Annotated in this window: 19 protein-coding genes and 1 other annotated feature; of the genes, 16 read left to right on the forward strand and 3 right to left on the reverse strand. The window is 47.8% G+C overall.

The window, feature by feature from the left end; genetic code table 11:
- The first annotated feature begins 177 nt into the window (after window positions 1–177).
- Complete coding sequence (locus tag GVY43_RS00895) at window positions 178–705, forward strand: hypothetical protein (protein WP_159561986.1); 528 nt, start codon at window positions 178–180, stop codon at window positions 703–705.
- Window positions 706–1448: 743 nt separating this feature from the next.
- On the opposite strand, the gene GVY43_RS00900 is transcribed toward GVY43_RS00895, so the two are convergent.
- Window positions 1449–1766 (reverse strand): hypothetical protein, encoded by a 318-nt coding sequence (locus GVY43_RS00900; RefSeq protein WP_159561987.1) that lies wholly within the window; start codon window positions 1764–1766, stop codon window positions 1449–1451.
- A 259-nt stretch (window positions 1767–2025) separates the two neighbouring features.
- On the opposite strand from GVY43_RS00900, the gene GVY43_RS00905 reads away from it, so the two are divergent.
- From GVY43_RS00905 to GVY43_RS00975, 15 genes are all read left to right on the forward strand, one after another.
- Window positions 2026–2223, forward strand: a complete 198-nt coding sequence (locus GVY43_RS00905) for a hypothetical protein (protein ID WP_074037499.1) — start codon at window positions 2026–2028, stop codon at window positions 2221–2223.
- A gap of 72 nt (window positions 2224–2295) precedes the next feature.
- Entirely contained in the window at window positions 2296–3126 is an 831-nt protein-coding gene (locus tag GVY43_RS00910) for a DUF2785 domain-containing protein (RefSeq protein ID WP_159561988.1), read from the forward strand.
- 69 nt (window positions 3127–3195) lie between these two features.
- Complete coding sequence (locus GVY43_RS00915; RefSeq protein WP_159561989.1) at window positions 3196–3636, forward strand: hypothetical protein; 441 nt, start codon at window positions 3196–3198, stop codon at window positions 3634–3636.
- Window positions 3637–3834: 198 nt separating this feature from the next.
- Window positions 3835–4872, forward strand: a complete 1038-nt coding sequence (locus tag GVY43_RS00920) for a rod shape-determining protein (RefSeq protein ID WP_074037493.1) — start codon at window positions 3835–3837, stop codon at window positions 4870–4872.
- A gap of 13 nt (window positions 4873–4885) precedes the next feature.
- On the forward strand, window positions 4886–5776 hold the full coding sequence (mreC, locus tag GVY43_RS00925; protein WP_047795500.1) for a rod shape-determining protein MreC: 891 nt from the start codon (window positions 4886–4888) through the stop codon (window positions 5774–5776).
- Window position 5777: 1 nt separating this feature from the next.
- Window positions 5778–6272, forward strand: coding sequence for a rod shape-determining protein MreD (gene mreD / locus GVY43_RS00930; protein WP_049759982.1), 495 nt, complete (start codon window positions 5778–5780; stop codon window positions 6270–6272).
- 5 nt (window positions 6273–6277) lie between these two features.
- Window positions 6278–6946, forward strand: a complete 669-nt coding sequence (locus GVY43_RS00935; RefSeq protein WP_230872790.1) for a septum site-determining protein MinC — start codon at window positions 6278–6280, stop codon at window positions 6944–6946.
- A 5-nt stretch (window positions 6947–6951) separates the two neighbouring features.
- The gene (minD, locus tag GVY43_RS00940) at window positions 6952–7809 is read left to right on the forward strand and encodes a septum site-determining protein MinD (protein WP_015881151.1); all 858 of its coding nucleotides are present in this window, start codon (window positions 6952–6954) and stop codon (window positions 7807–7809) included.
- Between the two features lie 43 nt (window positions 7810–7852).
- Window positions 7853–9178 (forward strand): ribonuclease E/G, encoded by a 1326-nt coding sequence (locus GVY43_RS00945; protein WP_159561990.1) that lies wholly within the window; start codon window positions 7853–7855, stop codon window positions 9176–9178.
- A gap of 55 nt (window positions 9179–9233) precedes the next feature.
- Window positions 9234–9307: a sequence feature (ribosomal protein L21 leader region), on the forward strand.
- A gap of 15 nt (window positions 9308–9322) precedes the next feature.
- Window positions 9323–9631, forward strand: a complete 309-nt coding sequence (gene rplU / locus GVY43_RS00950) for a 50S ribosomal protein L21 (RefSeq protein ID WP_015881153.1) — start codon at window positions 9323–9325, stop codon at window positions 9629–9631.
- A 3-nt stretch (window positions 9632–9634) separates the two neighbouring features.
- Complete coding sequence (locus tag GVY43_RS00955; RefSeq protein WP_015881154.1) at window positions 9635–9970, forward strand: ribosomal-processing cysteine protease Prp; 336 nt, start codon at window positions 9635–9637, stop codon at window positions 9968–9970.
- Window positions 9971–9982: 12 nt separating this feature from the next.
- On the forward strand, window positions 9983–10264 hold the full coding sequence (rpmA, locus tag GVY43_RS00960; RefSeq protein WP_015881155.1) for a 50S ribosomal protein L27: 282 nt from the start codon (window positions 9983–9985) through the stop codon (window positions 10262–10264).
- 66 nt (window positions 10265–10330) lie between these two features.
- On the forward strand, window positions 10331–10771 hold the full coding sequence (locus GVY43_RS00965; RefSeq protein WP_074037487.1) for a Spo0B domain-containing protein: 441 nt from the start codon (window positions 10331–10333) through the stop codon (window positions 10769–10771).
- Complete coding sequence (obgE, locus tag GVY43_RS00970; protein WP_015881157.1) at window positions 10772–12061, forward strand: GTPase ObgE; 1290 nt, start codon at window positions 10772–10774, stop codon at window positions 12059–12061. It begins immediately after the preceding gene.
- Between the two features lie 49 nt (window positions 12062–12110).
- The gene (locus tag GVY43_RS00975; protein WP_306462366.1) at window positions 12111–13376 is read left to right on the forward strand and encodes a hemolysin family protein; all 1266 of its coding nucleotides are present in this window, start codon (window positions 12111–12113) and stop codon (window positions 13374–13376) included.
- A 43-nt stretch (window positions 13377–13419) separates the two neighbouring features.
- Here GVY43_RS00975 and GVY43_RS00980 read toward each other — a convergent pair whose 3' ends face one another.
- The gene (locus tag GVY43_RS00980; RefSeq protein WP_159561992.1) at window positions 13420–14193 is read right to left on the reverse strand and encodes an NUDIX domain-containing protein; all 774 of its coding nucleotides are present in this window, start codon (window positions 14191–14193) and stop codon (window positions 13420–13422) included.
- A 118-nt stretch (window positions 14194–14311) separates the two neighbouring features.
- Window positions 14312–14890, reverse strand: a complete 579-nt coding sequence (locus tag GVY43_RS00985) for a DedA family protein (RefSeq protein WP_074037484.1) — start codon at window positions 14888–14890, stop codon at window positions 14312–14314.
- Between the last annotated feature and the right edge of the window lie 54 nt (window positions 14891–14944).

Genomic DNA, 14944 nt, shown 5'->3' on the forward strand with positions numbered 1-14944 from the left:
ATCGAATTTCTTGAATGATTCACCATCTTAAATATGTCTTTTATAGATTTTTTTGATTTTTAGTTGACGTTTTATATGTAAAAATATGACTATTAATTAGCGGTATCTATTCGAACTGCAATATATTAATTTAGAAAAATGGTATGATTTAGTTTGAAGGTGAAAAGGAGTCTGTTCATGAAAAAAATATTTTATATTTTTCTTTTAACTGTGATGGCTTTGTCTGGGTGTACATCTCAGCCTTCATCGGAAGTGAAACCTACAGTTTATGAAGGTAGAAACTTAGTTATTGGTGTTATAGGAAGTAATCCAGAGATTAAAGAAGAGAATGTTGAATTTACTGCTATATCTTTCGAAGAACTTGAAGATACTAAATCAACCTCAGAGAGTTTTGACGCAATATTTATTATGCATGATTATTTAAAGCAGGCTGATGAAGAAAAATATTTGGATGTATATAGAAAATTGTCGGTACCAACATTTTTTGTACAATCTACTAAAGGATATTTACCTTTTGTTTTAGAAGACTTATCGTATGAAGATGCTCCTGATATATATGATTCGTATATTGCAGGATATTTGCAAAAGTCGCAAGATGGACATCTGTATTGGGGATTTGATCTTATTGATGGTGTAGAGAATGAAAGTAATGTCAATGAAATGTATACGAGAGTTTTTAAGACCATCGAAAATCTTGAGAAATGAATTTAATATATCTATTTTAGTTGATATATATGTGCGAGGCTGTTCATTTAGGCCATTCGCTCTAAGGTTTATCTCGCGTTCCTCTTTCCTTCACTAATTTAAATAAAAAAGTGAGGAAGTAGACAGTTAGACACTAAATAGTATAGTTAGGCGACCTTTCTAACCTGAGTCCATGTTTCCAGCGGGCTCAGGTTTTTATATAGGAACATTTGCTACTTGTAAGGTGTTAATCATTTAAGAAGGTAAAAACTGATAAGTTGTAGGGAGGAGTATAGTTGTCAAAAAAACATAAGATTAATTTTGTAGGATGGATATTTTTAATGTTCCTGACTCTAAGTAAAGAATTTTATCCTGATTAGTCTTCAATAATAACAACTGGACTTGGCGGTCTAATTTCCATGATTATTGGTTTGTCATTAGTTTTTTATGGAATTAATGATAAACACAAAGATTGTAAAGTCGACAGTTGAATTAATCTTCTCAACGACAAAACCACCTGTTATAGGTGGTTTTGTTTGCTAGATTCTAACAATATTTACTTACTCTTATTAGAATTTAGCATATTCGAACTTGAGTATCTCCATCTTAGTGAGGCGCGAGACCGAGTCGGGAAGACGTCGAAGTGTTTCAGAAATTTATAGAAAAAGGAAATATCATCGGCATCGCAATGTCTGCTTTTTTAATTGATTTCATTCACATTTTCATAGAAGTCTAGAATACAATGGATAGAAAAAACTGATGGACTAAGGTGATACATGTTCTTCTCTGTTCTCGTCCGTGTAAGATTCTAGAGCTATGGAGCCGTTCGATACTCGGTAGTAATAATAGGTGTTAGGGTCATTCATTAATTTGACACTTACTAAGTAATTTTTATCTTTTGGAAGGTTTGCATTAAACGCGGTAACACTCACGATTTCATTTTTAGGGACTTGCTTATCTTCCACTAAATGTTCGTACACCATTTCTTCTAACTGTTCCTTCTTCGAATCAACATAGAGGAACCACCCTCCAATGATTATGATGACAAATATAGTTAAAGTCGTGTAAATTCTCTTTTTCACTATAAATCCTCCTTCGTAAAAAGTGTTAATCATCATTATTAGCGATTCTTTATTGCTCAGGGTTATTCATCTACAGTTAAGTTTCAAATAGACTAAAAACAAGTCAGTCATCTTCCTTCACTATTCAATTGTACTGATTTCGGATAATGCGTATAACCTCATTAAATTTTGGATATAGTTGGAAAATGATGAATGGAAGTGTAGAATTTGAAGAGCGTAGAAATAATGATGCATAAGTTTGTACATAGGAGGTTACCGAATGTCGCGAATCACGATATGGAATGTGATCGGATGGGGATTTCTTCTTTTCTTAGCAGTCAGTAAATCCTTTTTTAGTGAGCAATTGTCCTTGATCACGACTGGTCTAGGCGGATTGATTTGTTTGATGTTGAGTTTGTGGATGATCTATTCCGGAGAAGAAGAGTCATCACAACATCCGAATGAAAGATCTGAATGAACAGTGCTATTTAAACTGTCTTTTGGCCAAAGAGTAGATGATGAATCAAATTGAGAAGAGCGGTGTACGCATATGAATGTACTGTCGGAAAACGAATTAAAAGAAGCCCTTCAGATGATGAAAGATGGGGATTTGACGTATTACGAAAAAAACAAAGAAGCCATTCTCACCAGCATGGTTCAGCATATCGGGTCACCGGACGGCGAACTCCGTGATCGACTCATATACACGATGTTCTTTCGCTTCATCATCGAACAAAAAGACATCGATTTCGACAAGATGAGTGAACTCCTTGAGACGTCCTTGCATGCTCTTTTGTTTCATAGAATTGAGGAAACGCAGTCGGACGCTGTCTTCACGAGAGCTTTCACGACTCTATTGATGGCTTTGATTCTGCATCGAGACGTTGAAGAGGACTTTTTGACAGAAGACCAATTCCGGAAGGCAGCAGAAGGTTTGATTCGATATCTTCAGCTCGAGAGAGATACAAGAGGTTATGTGAATGGCAAGGGATGGGCCCATTCGATTGCCCACGCGGCAGATGCGGTGGACGCACTGATCGCAAATCCGAAACTGGATCCAGCATCATTTCCACAACTCTTCGATGTCATTATCATTCAAATCATGCGTAACGACGTATTGGCGCATAATGAAGACGAACGTCTCATCAATCCACTCCTACGTTTACTCGAACGAGGGATGGATTCTGAAGTCATTCATCGCCATGTAGAACAGCTTCCACACCTCTTGGAGAAACGTAAGCAACATCTTGGCGAGGAAAAATATTGGTACGTCGTCCACAACGTCAAAACATTCTTGAAGAGTCTTTATGTGCGTTTTAATGAAGAGCATCGTCATGACGTGTTACAACAATCTATTCTCGCCACACTGAAAAAGTTGTGATGTGATCAATTAAAGTAGTTTTCTCTAATCGAATCAAGATGTTGATTAGAAAACAAATGAGGTGTTTTTATGGAAAAAATAATTTGGATACTGATGGTCGGATTATCGCTTTTTGTGAGTTATATACATCTAGAACCAACCATCTTCTCTATCGTTGTGTTCATCCTGTTTTTATTTGTGAGCACAGCGCTATTTATGCGGTTCGATCAGGACCACTGGCTCGACCGCGTCTCGCCGCTCGTCGGTGTTGGCGTAGGAGTTCTATCGCTCATCGCTTATCTCGGTATGATCGTGCTCTCTTTCAATGAACTCAATCAACTCGGCATCTGGACGGTACTCGTCCGCCTCCTGCTCATGTACATTGGGATCTACCTTTTCGTCGTGACGACATCGAGCTTTTTGGCAGGAGCGACCCGACTCAAGCCATCCCGCTTCTTTCGACCGGTGTTGATTTTCTCGGTATTCTTTTACGGAGCGATGTTACTGCTTCCGCTCCAACCGGGATTGTAACCGCTCTCTCCTTAGGCAGACGCTCACTTGCGTCTGCTTTTTTGATTTGCCTTTTTGCCGAAAAGAAGGCAAACTAATAGACGGTGAGACAGGACTGAGATGCGGTTATTGTAAATAACCTGTAATCGAATGAACGTTTTCAAACATGATTTTTCCGTTATAATAAAAAATAGTGTAATGAAGAGAGGAGCAACACCTATGTTTCGTAGTTTTAACCGAGAGATCGGAATCGACCTTGGAACGGCTAACACGCTCGTTTATGTAAAGGGTCAAGGAATTGTTGTTCGTGAACCGTCCGTCGTGGCGTTCCGCACAGATACAGGTAGAATTGAGGCCGTTGGGAACCAGGCCAAAGATATGATTGGACGTACTCCGGGGAACGTCTCTGCACGTCGTCCGATGAAAGACGGCGTCATCGCTGACTTCGAAACGACAGCGACGATGATCAAATACTTCATGGAGCAAGCTCAAAAATCAAAAGGCGGTTTGTTCTCATCGAAGACGAACGTCATGATTTGTGTCCCAAGCGGTATCACGTCTGTTGAAAAACGTGCCGTGGAAGACGCTGCGAAACAAGCAGGCGCTCGTGAAGCATACACAATCGAAGAACCGTTCGCGGCAGCAATCGGAGCAGGCCTCCCAGTTTGGGAACCGACTGGCTCGATGGTCGTCGATATCGGTGGCGGTACGACCGAAGTCGCAGTGATCTCACTCGGCGGCATCGTGACAAGCCAATCGATTCGTGTCGGTGGTGACGAAATGGATGATGCCATTATTCGTTACATCAAGAACAAGTACAACCTCATGATCGGGGAGCGTACATCTGAGACGCTCAAAATGGAAGTCGGTTCGGCGCGCATCGATGCATCGAACGAAGCGGAGAAGATGGAAATCCGTGGTCGCGACCTCGTAACAGGACTTCCAAAACAAATCGAAGTCACGTCTGCAGAAGTGTGTGAAGCTCTTTCTGATACAGTCGAAGCGATTTTAGCAGGGGTCAAGCAAACGCTTGAGCAAACTCCTCCAGAACTTGCGGCTGACGTTATGGACCGCGGAATCGTCTTGACTGGCGGCGGCGCCCTCCTCAAAAACTTGGACGACGTGATCTCAGACGAGACACACATCCCGACACTCGTTGCGGATGAGCCACTCGACTGCGTAGCGGTCGGGACTGGAAAATCTCTTGAAATGATGGACGTCCTCCGTTCGAAATCAGGCATCTCGTCACGTCGATGAGAGGTGAGACACGATGAGCCGATTCGTACGTAATAAAAAGCTCATCATCACGCTAATTGTACTGATCTTGTTTTTCGTCATTTTAGGTGTTTCGATTCGAGGACGATCGGAATCAGCCTGGTACCAAGATGTCACGCGTGATGTGGTCGGCACGTTCCAGCGAGTGTTCGCGGTACCAATCGGGTGGATGGACTCAACAGTCTCGTCCATCTCAGATGTCCGCGATATCTACGAAGAGAACCGCCAGCTGAAAGAACATTTGGCGAAGTACGCCGAGGTATCGGTTGAAGCGGATGATTTGCGCCGTGAGAATGAGGAGCTTCGAAAGATGGTCGAAGCAAGAGACGAGTCGTTACGTGACTTCGACCTCATTCCGGCGGAGGTCATCGGTCGGACACCGAACGATTGGCAACGCTACGTCACCATCAACGTCGGTTCAGAACGCGGCGTTGAAAAGGGCATGGCCGTGACCGCAGCGAGCGGGATGGTCGGTCGTGTCATTCAGACGAGTGCTTATACGTCGCAAGTTCAACTGCTCAGCGACAACAACCGGACGAACAACGTCTCGGCTGTGGTCAAAGATGCGGACGGCAAACCGACGTATGGGACGGTAGACGGATTCGACACGGAGACGAATGAATTGTTCTTCACGAAAGTATCGAATAGCGTCAAGCTGAAAGAAGGAGAAATCGTATCGACGTCCGGACTCGGTGGACGTTATCCGGCCGGACTCGTCATCGGTACGATCGAATCGATCGAGACGGATGAATATGGCGTCTCACAAGTCGCCCGGATTAAACCGGAGGCTGACTTCAATGAGTTCTCACAAATGTACGTGATTGATCGGACACTAGACGAACCGTTTTTAACGGGTCCCGAGGAAGGAGGAGCAGCGGGTGAGTAACATGAAAGTGTTCATCGCCCTGTTCCTCCTTTTTCTTATTGAAGGAACATGGGCATCGATTTTTTCTTGGCACTACGCCACGCCGTTTCTTTTGTTGACGCTGATCGGGTTGATGTTTGTCAGTCTGTACGGTCGATGGGAGACGGCACTCGGGTTTGGGCTTGTATTCGGACTGCTGTATGATATCGTCTACACCGACCTGATTGGAATCTATGTATTTACTTTTTCACTCATTCCTCTCTTAGCCAGCTTCGTGTTAAAATATATAGGTGAGAACTTCTTCTCCGTCACCATTACGTTCACGTTTATGATTCTCGTTTTCACCTTTGCGATTTACGGGATCATGGCGGCGATTGGTGGGACGTTGATGACGATTCAAACACTATTGGTTGAACAGATTCCAGGGACGATGCTCGTCAATGCCATCGCCATCGTGATTCTTTATTATCCGATGACGCGTTATGTGACGACACGCCCTGTTGCGAAAAGAGGGTAGCCATGATGGAGCGTAAACGACACATTACGATTAAAGGACATCGCAACGGCATTGCCATTCACTTCAATCCGAAGAGTGGCATCGACGAGGTGCTTACGGACTTAGAAGCGACATTACAAGAAATGGAGCCGCCGTCCGGAAAGATTGCCCTGAAGTTGCACGCGGGTACTCGTTATATTGACGAGGAGCTGTCACGTCAAATTCGTGAGGTCGTCGCTCGTCATGGCGTTTTTTATATTGAAGACTTGTCGAGCGATGTCATGTTGACAGAAGAAGCGAAAGCGACGTACGGCAGAAAGACATTCCACTATCACAGCGGGACGATTCGGAGTGGGCAAGTCTTGACGTTTGACGGTTCGGTGCTCGTGATCGGGGATATCAATCCCGGGTCAGAGGTCCGGGCGACAGGAAGTATTTATTGTTTAGGGACGATACGAGGAAATGTACGCGCCGGTGTCGAAGGATGGGAAGAAGCGGTCATCACCGCGAGCCTGCTCCATCCGAAGTTTTTAGCAATCGGCGAACATGTACTCACAGCCGATGACGAGGAAGAACTTCCTGAGATTGAGATGGGTTGTGCGTATCAGACGAGTGATGGGATTGAGATGACACGTCTCCGCCACGTCATGACAGGTCTGAAAGACGCATATGCAATGGAATTACAGAGAGGGTGAGTGGAATGGAGCAAGTAGTGGAGCCTGTACATACAGAAAAAGAAGTTAAAAACGGCAGAGCCATCGTCGTGACATCAGGAAAAGGGGGCGTCGGGAAGACAACGACGACCGCCAACATCGGGACGGGGCTCGCCTTGTCTGGACACTCGGTCTGTCTCGTCGATACAGATATCGGATTGCGTAACCTCGATATCATTCTCGGTCTCGACAACCGGAGCATTTATAACCTTGTCGATGTCATCACGGGTCAATGTAAGTTGAATCAGGCGCTCGTCCGCGATAAACGCTTCGAGGAGATGTATTTACTCCCGGCCGCACAGTCGAAAGACAAGACGTCAGTGAATCCTGAACAAGTGAAGGAAATCGTTGACCAGTTGAAGACGGAATACGATTTCGTCTTGATTGACTGTCCTGCTGGAATCGAGCAAGGGTTCATGAACGCGATTGCCGGTGCGGATGAGGCGATTGTCGTCACGACACCTGAAAAGGCGGCGGTTCAAGATGCAGACCGAATCATCGGGATGCTCGAACAAGCGGAACATATCGATGCGCCTAAACTGATTGTCAACCGAGTCAAGAATCATCTCGTCGAATCGGGCGACATGCTCGACATCGATGACATCATGCGCATCCTGTCGATCGACTTACTCGGTGTCGTCATCGACGATGAGGAAGTCATCGCAGCCGCGAACCGCGGTGTCCCGGTCACGATGAATCCGGATAACTATGCCGGGCAGGCGTACCGGAACATCACGCGCCGTATTCTTGGCGAATCGGTCCCGCTCATGTCGATTCAGACGGAGACGGCACCGGTCGGCTTCTGGGCACGACTCATGATGAAATTTGGAATGAAAAAAGCGTAAAGGCAACGGAAGTTGCCTTTTTCTGTCGAAAGGAGTGATGCAGATGAAGCTAATCTACGAACGAACACCTTCCATCGAACGGGCGATGCTCGTGGACGGCGAACGATTACTCGAAGTCGAGGAACGGTTTGTCGACCAACTGTCTGTCGGGACCATCGTCGAAGCCGCAATTGAAAGGATCCACCCGTCACTCGGGGCAGCCTTTTTGACGGATGGGGAGACGACATACTTTCTCCCGATCGCAGAGACGCTCCGTGCGCTCGCCTCGTATCCGGAAGTGCCCGCCATCGGGCAAGCGGCAGTCGTCGGAGAAAAGCGACTCGTCCAAGTGACAAAAGAAGGAATCAACGGCAAGCATCATAAAGTGACAGAGAACATTCGATTCGGTGGGCGATATCTTGTGTATTTCCCATTTGGACGTCGTCAACTGTTCAGCCGGAAACTCGACCTCGTCACGCAGGACCGCCTCTCAAAGGCGCTCGACTTAACGGAAGAGGAAGGGGTCTTATTTCGGACGGAAGCCGGACAAGTGGCCCCGGAAGCGTTACAGGAAGAACTGAATCGATTGCGTAACCGTTCGACCATAGTGATCGAGCAAAGGTTCGGGCAAGACGAGCTACTATGCGAACAATTCGTGAGACGTCATGCAGTCGAGTCCGTGCTGTTGAATGACAAAGAAGGGCAAACGCGACTCGAACGATTGGATGTCCCGGTGAAACGTCATATCGGAAAAGGGCGGATGCCTGAAGCGAAACGTCTCGATGGAGCCATCGAGAAACTGGAGAGTCGTGCCGTCTGGTTGGATGGTGGGGCGTTCGTCTTGATCGAACAAGTCGAGACGATGACCGTCATCGACGTGAATAGTGGCAAAAATGTCGCCGTCAAAGACAAGGGGCGTGCGGCCGATACCATCAATGAAGCCGCGCTCTATTCGATCATGGAGCAGTTGCGTCTGCGAAATATCGGCGGCATGGTCATCATCGATTTCTTACGTGGTTCAAAGGAAGGGCAGACCCGTCTCCTTAAAAAGATGAAAGAACTCGGGGCGCGTGACCCACGACGTGTCGAAGTGTACGGCTTCACACGGATGGGGCTGTTCGAGCTGTCGCGGGAACGGACCGGGCGCTCGATTCAAGACCGGATGTTTCATGCCGGTAAGCCTTCAAAATTGGCCATCTTCTCACAGTTTGAACGGTCGCTCCTTGATTTGAATGATCAATACGAAGCGGTCGTGCTCTCACTCCCTAATAAGTGGCATGACGCTTCTTGGCACGGATTTGACATTGAGGTGCACCTCGTCGAAGGGGAGCCGGAGTTCGTCTTTTATGGGACGTCCGAAGAATGTCAGAATTTCTTATCTCGTCGTTGACAATGATTAATTGAGAATGGTATTATCTATAACGTTAGTTCGTTTGGAAGCACCCAAATGGCTACAACCGCACAGAACGGGTTTTTAAAGGTTTTTGCCCTGCCCAGGATGGCGAGTCTGAGTTTAACAAGGAGGTGCACGTATATGTACGCAATCATCAAAACAGGTGGTAAGCAAATCAAAGTTGAAGCAGGTCAAGAGATCTACATCGAAAAACTCGATGCTGATGTCGAAGGTACTGTAGAATTCGGTGAGGTTCTTTTCGTTGGTGGTGACGATGTTAAAGTCGGCGCTCCACTCGTAGAAGGCGCTAAAGTTGTCGGTACTGTGGTAAAACACGGCCGCGCTAAGAAGATCACTGTCTTCAAAATGAAAGCTAAGAAAAACTACCGTCGTAAGCAAGGTCACCGTCAGCCTTACACGAAAGTTCGCATCGAGAAAATCGAAGCGTAAGCTATGATTCGGGTCAAGGTAAGACGAGACGAGGCGAAGTCGATTCGCTCCGTCGAAGTGACTGGTCATGCCAATTTTGCAGAACCTGGTTCTGACTTGGTGTGCGCCGGTGTTTCAGCCATCATCTTTGGTGCCTATAACGCCGTCGAAACGCTTGCGGGTCAATCGCTTCTTGTAGAAATGGCAGATCAAACAGAGGGTGGTTACTTTTATGTCGAGACGTATCCTGACTTATCACCGCAGGATATGGAACGCACCCAACTGTTATTAGAAGGGATGCTCGTGCAGTTAGACACGATCGCCCAAAGCTACGGTGAATATATCCAAATTGAACAATAGGAGGTGGACCTCATGTTACAATTGAACCTTCAGTTCTTCGCTTCGAAAAAGGGAGTTGGTTCGACTAAAAACGGTCGTGACTCAATTTCGAAACGTCTCGGTGCAAAACGCGCTGACGGACAAACAGTTTCAGCTGGATCAATCCTTTACCGCCAACGCGGTACAAAGATTCACCCAGGTGAAAACGTTGGCCGTGGTGGCGACGACACTTTGTTTGCGAAAGTTGACGGCGTAGTACGCTATGAGCGTCTTGGTCGCGACAAGAAACAAGTGAGCGTTTACCCAGTCGCGTAAGTTGAACGACGCAGAAGACTCTAGCCACTTATTTGGTTAGAGTCTTTTTTTCTAGGAGAGGATCAAATGGATTCAGAACAGACACTCGAGCTCTTATCGACCGTCCGTCACGAATGGATGAATCGGCTTCAATTGATCTCGCTCTATGTGGCTCTCGATCCGACTAAGCTCGAGGAACTTTACGAACGCTATCGGAAACAGGCCGACGAAGAGAGTGCGCTCGTTCGTTTGAACGTGCCACAGACGAGCCTAGTCGTGATTCAAGCGAATTGGGAGGGACGGATGACGTATACGATTTCAACCGACCAACTCGCCATCGATGACGCGCGAGTGGCAGAGATGCTTGTCCGCTTGTTAGACAACACGGATGGGCCGATTCATGTGACGTTCACGGACGGACTGATGGTTCGCGTCACGGGCGCTGTCCCGGACGATGTGAAGGCATCAGCCGATGTGTACGAACAGAACGTAGATACCACTACGTTTCACATAAAGGAGGGGAAATAAATGTTTGTCGATCAGGTTAATATTTTTGTAAAAGCTGGAGACGGCGGAAAAGGGATGGTCGCTTTCCGTCGCGAGAAATACGTTCCAGACGGTGGTCCTGCAGGTGGTGACGGTGGTCACGGTGGGGACGTCATCTTTGAAGTAGAGGAAGGATTGCGGACGCTCGTTGATTTCCGCTATTCGAAGAAGTTTATCGCCCACGATGGCGAAAAAGGGATGTCAAAAGGGATGCACGGACGTAAAGCGAAACCGCTCATCGTCAAAGTCCCACCTGGCACGATCGTGTTCGATGCCGAGACGGATACCGTCATCGCAGACTTGACCGAGCACGGCCAACAAGCGACGATCGCCAAAGGCGGTCGTGGTGGTCGCGGGAACTGTCGTTTTGCGACGCCTGCCAACCCGGCTCCGGAAATTGCGGAGAACGGGGAACCAGGTCAAGAACGTGAGTTGCGTCTCGAGTTGAAACTCCTCGCAGACGTCGGTCTCGTCGGATTCCCGTCTGTCGGGAAGTCAACGCTTCTCTCTGTCGTCTCGTCGGCACGCCCGAAAATCGGTGCGTACCACTTCACGACGATCACACCGAACCTCGGTGTCGTCAAGACAGCGGACGACCGTAGTTTCGTCATGGCCGACCTTCCAGGTCTCATCGAAGGGGCGAGCCAAGGCGTCGGTCTCGGTCACCAGTTCCTTCGCCATATCGAACGGACGAAAGTTATCGTTCACATGATCGATATGAGTGGTATGGAAGGGCGCGACCCGTTCGAAGACTACACGACGATCAACCGTGAGCTCGAGTCGTACAACTTACGTCTCCTCGAGCGTCCACAAGTCGTCGTGGCGAACAAAATGGATATGCCGGACGCAGCGGAACATCTTGAAGAGTTCAAGAAGAAGGTAGGGGACGATGTCAAAGTCTTCCCGATCTCAGCACTCGCTCAAGACGGTCTTCGCAACTTGTTGATCGAAGTGGCGAACTTTGTCGATACGACACCAGAATTCCCACTCGATGAGCTCGAAGAGAAGACAGCGACGCCTCGTGTCGTGTATCGTTATGAGAAGGAAGAGAAAGGCTATCAAATCCACATCGATGAATACGATCGCTTCGTGATCACGGGCCCTCGTATCGAGAAGCTCTTCAAGATGACGAACTTTGACCATGATGAGTCGATCAAACGATTTGCTCGTCAAATGCGTCAAATGGGCGTCGATGACGATCTTCGTAAGTTGGGTGCCGAGGACGGTAGTGTCGTGGCAATCCTCGACTTCGAATTCGAGTTTGTGGAATAAAAAAATTATTTGTTAAGAAGAAACGGAGTGTGAAGCTAACGTGGACCCTGTGCCCTCGTCAAGTTTAATTCTATATGTAGTTCTCGTCATGTTGTCAGCGTTTTTCTCATCAGCAGAAACGGCGCTCTCGAGTGTGAACCGGGTCCGGATGATTCGGATGGCGGAAGATGGTGACAAAGCCGCGAAACGTGTCCTCAGTCTCGTCGACCGTTTTGATGATACCCTCTCGACGATTCTCGTCGGGAACAACATCGTCAACATCGGTTCGGCGACGGTGTCGACCGCCATCGCCACATCTATTTTCAGTGGGGGAACCGGTCTTCTCGTGTCAACGTTCGCGACGACGGTCATCATCTTGATTTTCGGTGAGATTTTACCGAAATCGCTCGCGAAAGAGTTTGCGGAGAAGTATTCGCTTCTCATCAGTGGAATCCTTGTGTTCCTCGTTAAAGTCCTCAAACCGGTGACGATGATTTTCACCGGCTTGAAGAAGTTGACGCTGCGGATGATCGGGATGAAAGACAAGGAGCCATCCGTCACCGAAGAAGAGTTGAAAGTGCTCGTCGATATGGGAGAAGAGGAAGGTGTGCTCGGAGAGACGGAAGCAGAGCTCGTCCATAGCGCCTTTGCCTTCAACGATATTACGGTCGATGATGTGCTGACGCCACGAATCGATATTCTGGCCGTCGACATCGACGATTCGCTCGATGAAATCAAAGACACGATTTTCAGTGGTGGACATTCGCGTTTACCGGTCTACAAAGACTCGATCGACAACGTCATCGGTGTCTTGTCGGAACGTGACTTCTTGCGTTCGATGATGAAGGATGAAGTGACGGATGTCCGTTCGCTCATCCGACCGCTCACGTACGTGTCACCGCAGACGAAATTGATTGAACTACTTCCGATTCTCCAGCAAAAACAATCTCACATGGCTGTCGTCCTCGATGAATTCGGGGGCACGGCGGGTCTCATCACGTTAGAAGACATGCTTGAAGAACTCGTCGGCGACATCTGGGATGAGCACGACGAATCCGTCATCTATCTCAGACGTCTCCGTGAAGGGGTCTATGAGTGTATGGCTGACATGAACGTTGATGAATTCGCGGAAGAGATGGGGATTGCAGAACCAGACGTCGATTCCAACACGATGGGCGGTTGGTTCGTTGAATTGCTCGGTGACATCCCGGAGAAAGGTGCACAAGTCACGTATCAAGACATGACGTTCACCGTTCTCCATGTGGAGAAACGCCGTGTCCGGAAACTGTTAGTGGAGACTGGACAATCTCAACAAGAAGACATGCAAGAAGCATAAAGAACAGGGATGATTCGCACATAGCGGATCATCCCTGTTTGCGTCATACGGATTGGCGTTCAATGCGCTCAATCAGTTCATATGGTCGTACTTTATAAATGGCGTAAGGCATGTAGGTCGGGTCGATCGCATCGAGGAAGCGCATCTGGAAATGCTCTCGTTTGATGTAGTCGCCGACGTTGCTTGCGTCAACTTTATAGAATCCAACTTCCTGTGTCTCGCCAGCCTGCGGTTTGAGGTCACCTGATACATAAGTGGCGCGAAAGGTGACACAGAGGACGCGGGACGACACGTTTTGATAAATCCCGGTGACCCCTTCTACTTTGATTTCCGCACCGGTTTCTTCGCGTACTTCACGATGGATGGCATCCACGATGGACTCATGTTCTTCCACTTGTCCGCCAGGCATTTCAAACGAATCGTTCCGATGCATATTTTTGACGAGGAGAACTTCGCCTGCTTCGTTCGTAATGTACGCCGTCACAGAAACGATGGTGCGGGGTGGCGTATAGTGACCGGTTGGCATCATGAATTCTTCACTCGACTTGATATACAAATCTTTGCCTAGTCGGGCCCGCTTCTTCATCGCTTCCCGTCGTAAGGCGCTGCCCCGATAGTCCCGTTCGACTTGCTCATAATGTTCACGGTCCCGGTATTCCCATAATGCCATGACCTCGGACTTGTCTTCGGTCACCCAGCGTCCGACGAGGCGGGCGCCATGCGACGCCTGGATCGGATAAATGTATGTATGGAAAAAGTCGGTGAATTCTTGCAGGCGTTCAGGTCGAATCGTATACGTTTTACGGCGATGGAACATGATGATTCCTCCTTTTTCGTTGTGCGGTGTCCTATATATATGACCGCGATTCGCTTACATGGTTCTTATTCGACAGATATTAGCGTTTCCCTTTCCAACAAAAAAGAATCAGCTTCAGTTAAGCTGATTCTTTCACACGTTTTGGTTGCTGACGAACATGTCGAACGACGAGGATAATCCCGACAGCAAGAGCCAAGAAGGGGATGACATCGTCCATGAAGTGGCCGATCATGCGCCAGTTGCTACCAAGCATCATCCCGACATGGATGAAGATGAATGACCAGACGGCGAAAATCAAGGTCGTCACCGACAAAAACTTACGGAACGATAGACGCATCACCCCGGCGCTCACGGCGAATAATTGACGCCAAAACAGGCTGAGACAGACGATCCATGCACCGTATTTCTCAAACCAGCGCTCGGCCCGGAGTTGCTTGTCTTGCCGAATTCGAAAATACCGATACAGTTTGAGCGCGACGGGACGCCCACCATATCGACCGATCCAGTACAGACCGATTTGGCTGAGCGTGAAGGAGACCCACGCCAGTAGGAACGTCAGGAAGAAGGGCGCGTCATGCGAGTCGACGAGGAAGCCTCCGTATGCGAGAACGAGTTCGTTCGGGATGAATTGAACCAAGATACCGATGGGAATGCTGAAGACCCCACAGACGGCGAGTAGATGCTCGAGGACGTTCAAGACGTAGCCCTCCTTTCAAATGATTTCAGGAAAGATGTTCCATCCATCAGTATA

The sequence above is a fragment of the Exiguobacterium sp. 8H genome (genome assembly GCF_902506255.1).
Taxonomy (GTDB): Bacteria; Bacillota; Bacilli; order Exiguobacteriales; family Exiguobacteriaceae; genus Exiguobacterium; species Exiguobacterium profundum.

What these genes read in the sequence shown, in the direction of transcription:
- GVY43_RS00895 (WP_159561986.1), top strand. Translation starts at nt 178, where the DNA reads ATGAAAAAAATATTTTATATTTTTCTTTTAACTGTGATGGCTTTGTCT.
- GVY43_RS00905 (WP_074037499.1), top strand. Translation starts at nt 2,026, where the DNA reads ATGTCGCGAATCACGATATGGAATGTGATCGGATGGGGATTTCTTCTT.
- GVY43_RS00910 (WP_159561988.1), top strand. Translation starts at nt 2,296, where the DNA reads ATGAATGTACTGTCGGAAAACGAATTAAAAGAAGCCCTTCAGATGATG.
- GVY43_RS00915 (WP_159561989.1), top strand. Translation starts at nt 3,196, where the DNA reads ATGGAAAAAATAATTTGGATACTGATGGTCGGATTATCGCTTTTTGTG.
- GVY43_RS00920 (WP_074037493.1), top strand. Translation starts at nt 3,835, where the DNA reads ATGTTTCGTAGTTTTAACCGAGAGATCGGAATCGACCTTGGAACGGCT.
- mreC (WP_047795500.1), top strand. Translation starts at nt 4,886, where the DNA reads ATGAGCCGATTCGTACGTAATAAAAAGCTCATCATCACGCTAATTGTA.
- mreD (WP_049759982.1), top strand. Translation starts at nt 5,778, where the DNA reads ATGAAAGTGTTCATCGCCCTGTTCCTCCTTTTTCTTATTGAAGGAACA.
- GVY43_RS00935 (WP_230872790.1), top strand. Translation starts at nt 6,278, where the DNA reads ATGGAGCGTAAACGACACATTACGATTAAAGGACATCGCAACGGCATT.
- minD (WP_015881151.1), top strand. Translation starts at nt 6,952, where the DNA reads ATGGAGCAAGTAGTGGAGCCTGTACATACAGAAAAAGAAGTTAAAAAC.
- GVY43_RS00945 (WP_159561990.1), top strand. Translation starts at nt 7,853, where the DNA reads ATGAAGCTAATCTACGAACGAACACCTTCCATCGAACGGGCGATGCTC.
- rplU (WP_015881153.1), top strand. Translation starts at nt 9,323, where the DNA reads ATGTACGCAATCATCAAAACAGGTGGTAAGCAAATCAAAGTTGAAGCA.
- GVY43_RS00955 (WP_015881154.1), top strand. Translation starts at nt 9,635, where the DNA reads ATGATTCGGGTCAAGGTAAGACGAGACGAGGCGAAGTCGATTCGCTCC.
- rpmA (WP_015881155.1), top strand. Translation starts at nt 9,983, where the DNA reads ATGTTACAATTGAACCTTCAGTTCTTCGCTTCGAAAAAGGGAGTTGGT.
- GVY43_RS00965 (WP_074037487.1), top strand. Translation starts at nt 10,331, where the DNA reads ATGGATTCAGAACAGACACTCGAGCTCTTATCGACCGTCCGTCACGAA.
- obgE (WP_015881157.1), top strand. Translation starts at nt 10,772, where the DNA reads ATGTTTGTCGATCAGGTTAATATTTTTGTAAAAGCTGGAGACGGCGGA.
- GVY43_RS00980 (WP_159561992.1), bottom strand. Translation starts at nt 14,193, where the DNA reads ATGTTCCATCGCCGTAAAACGTATACGATTCGACCTGAACGCCTGCAA.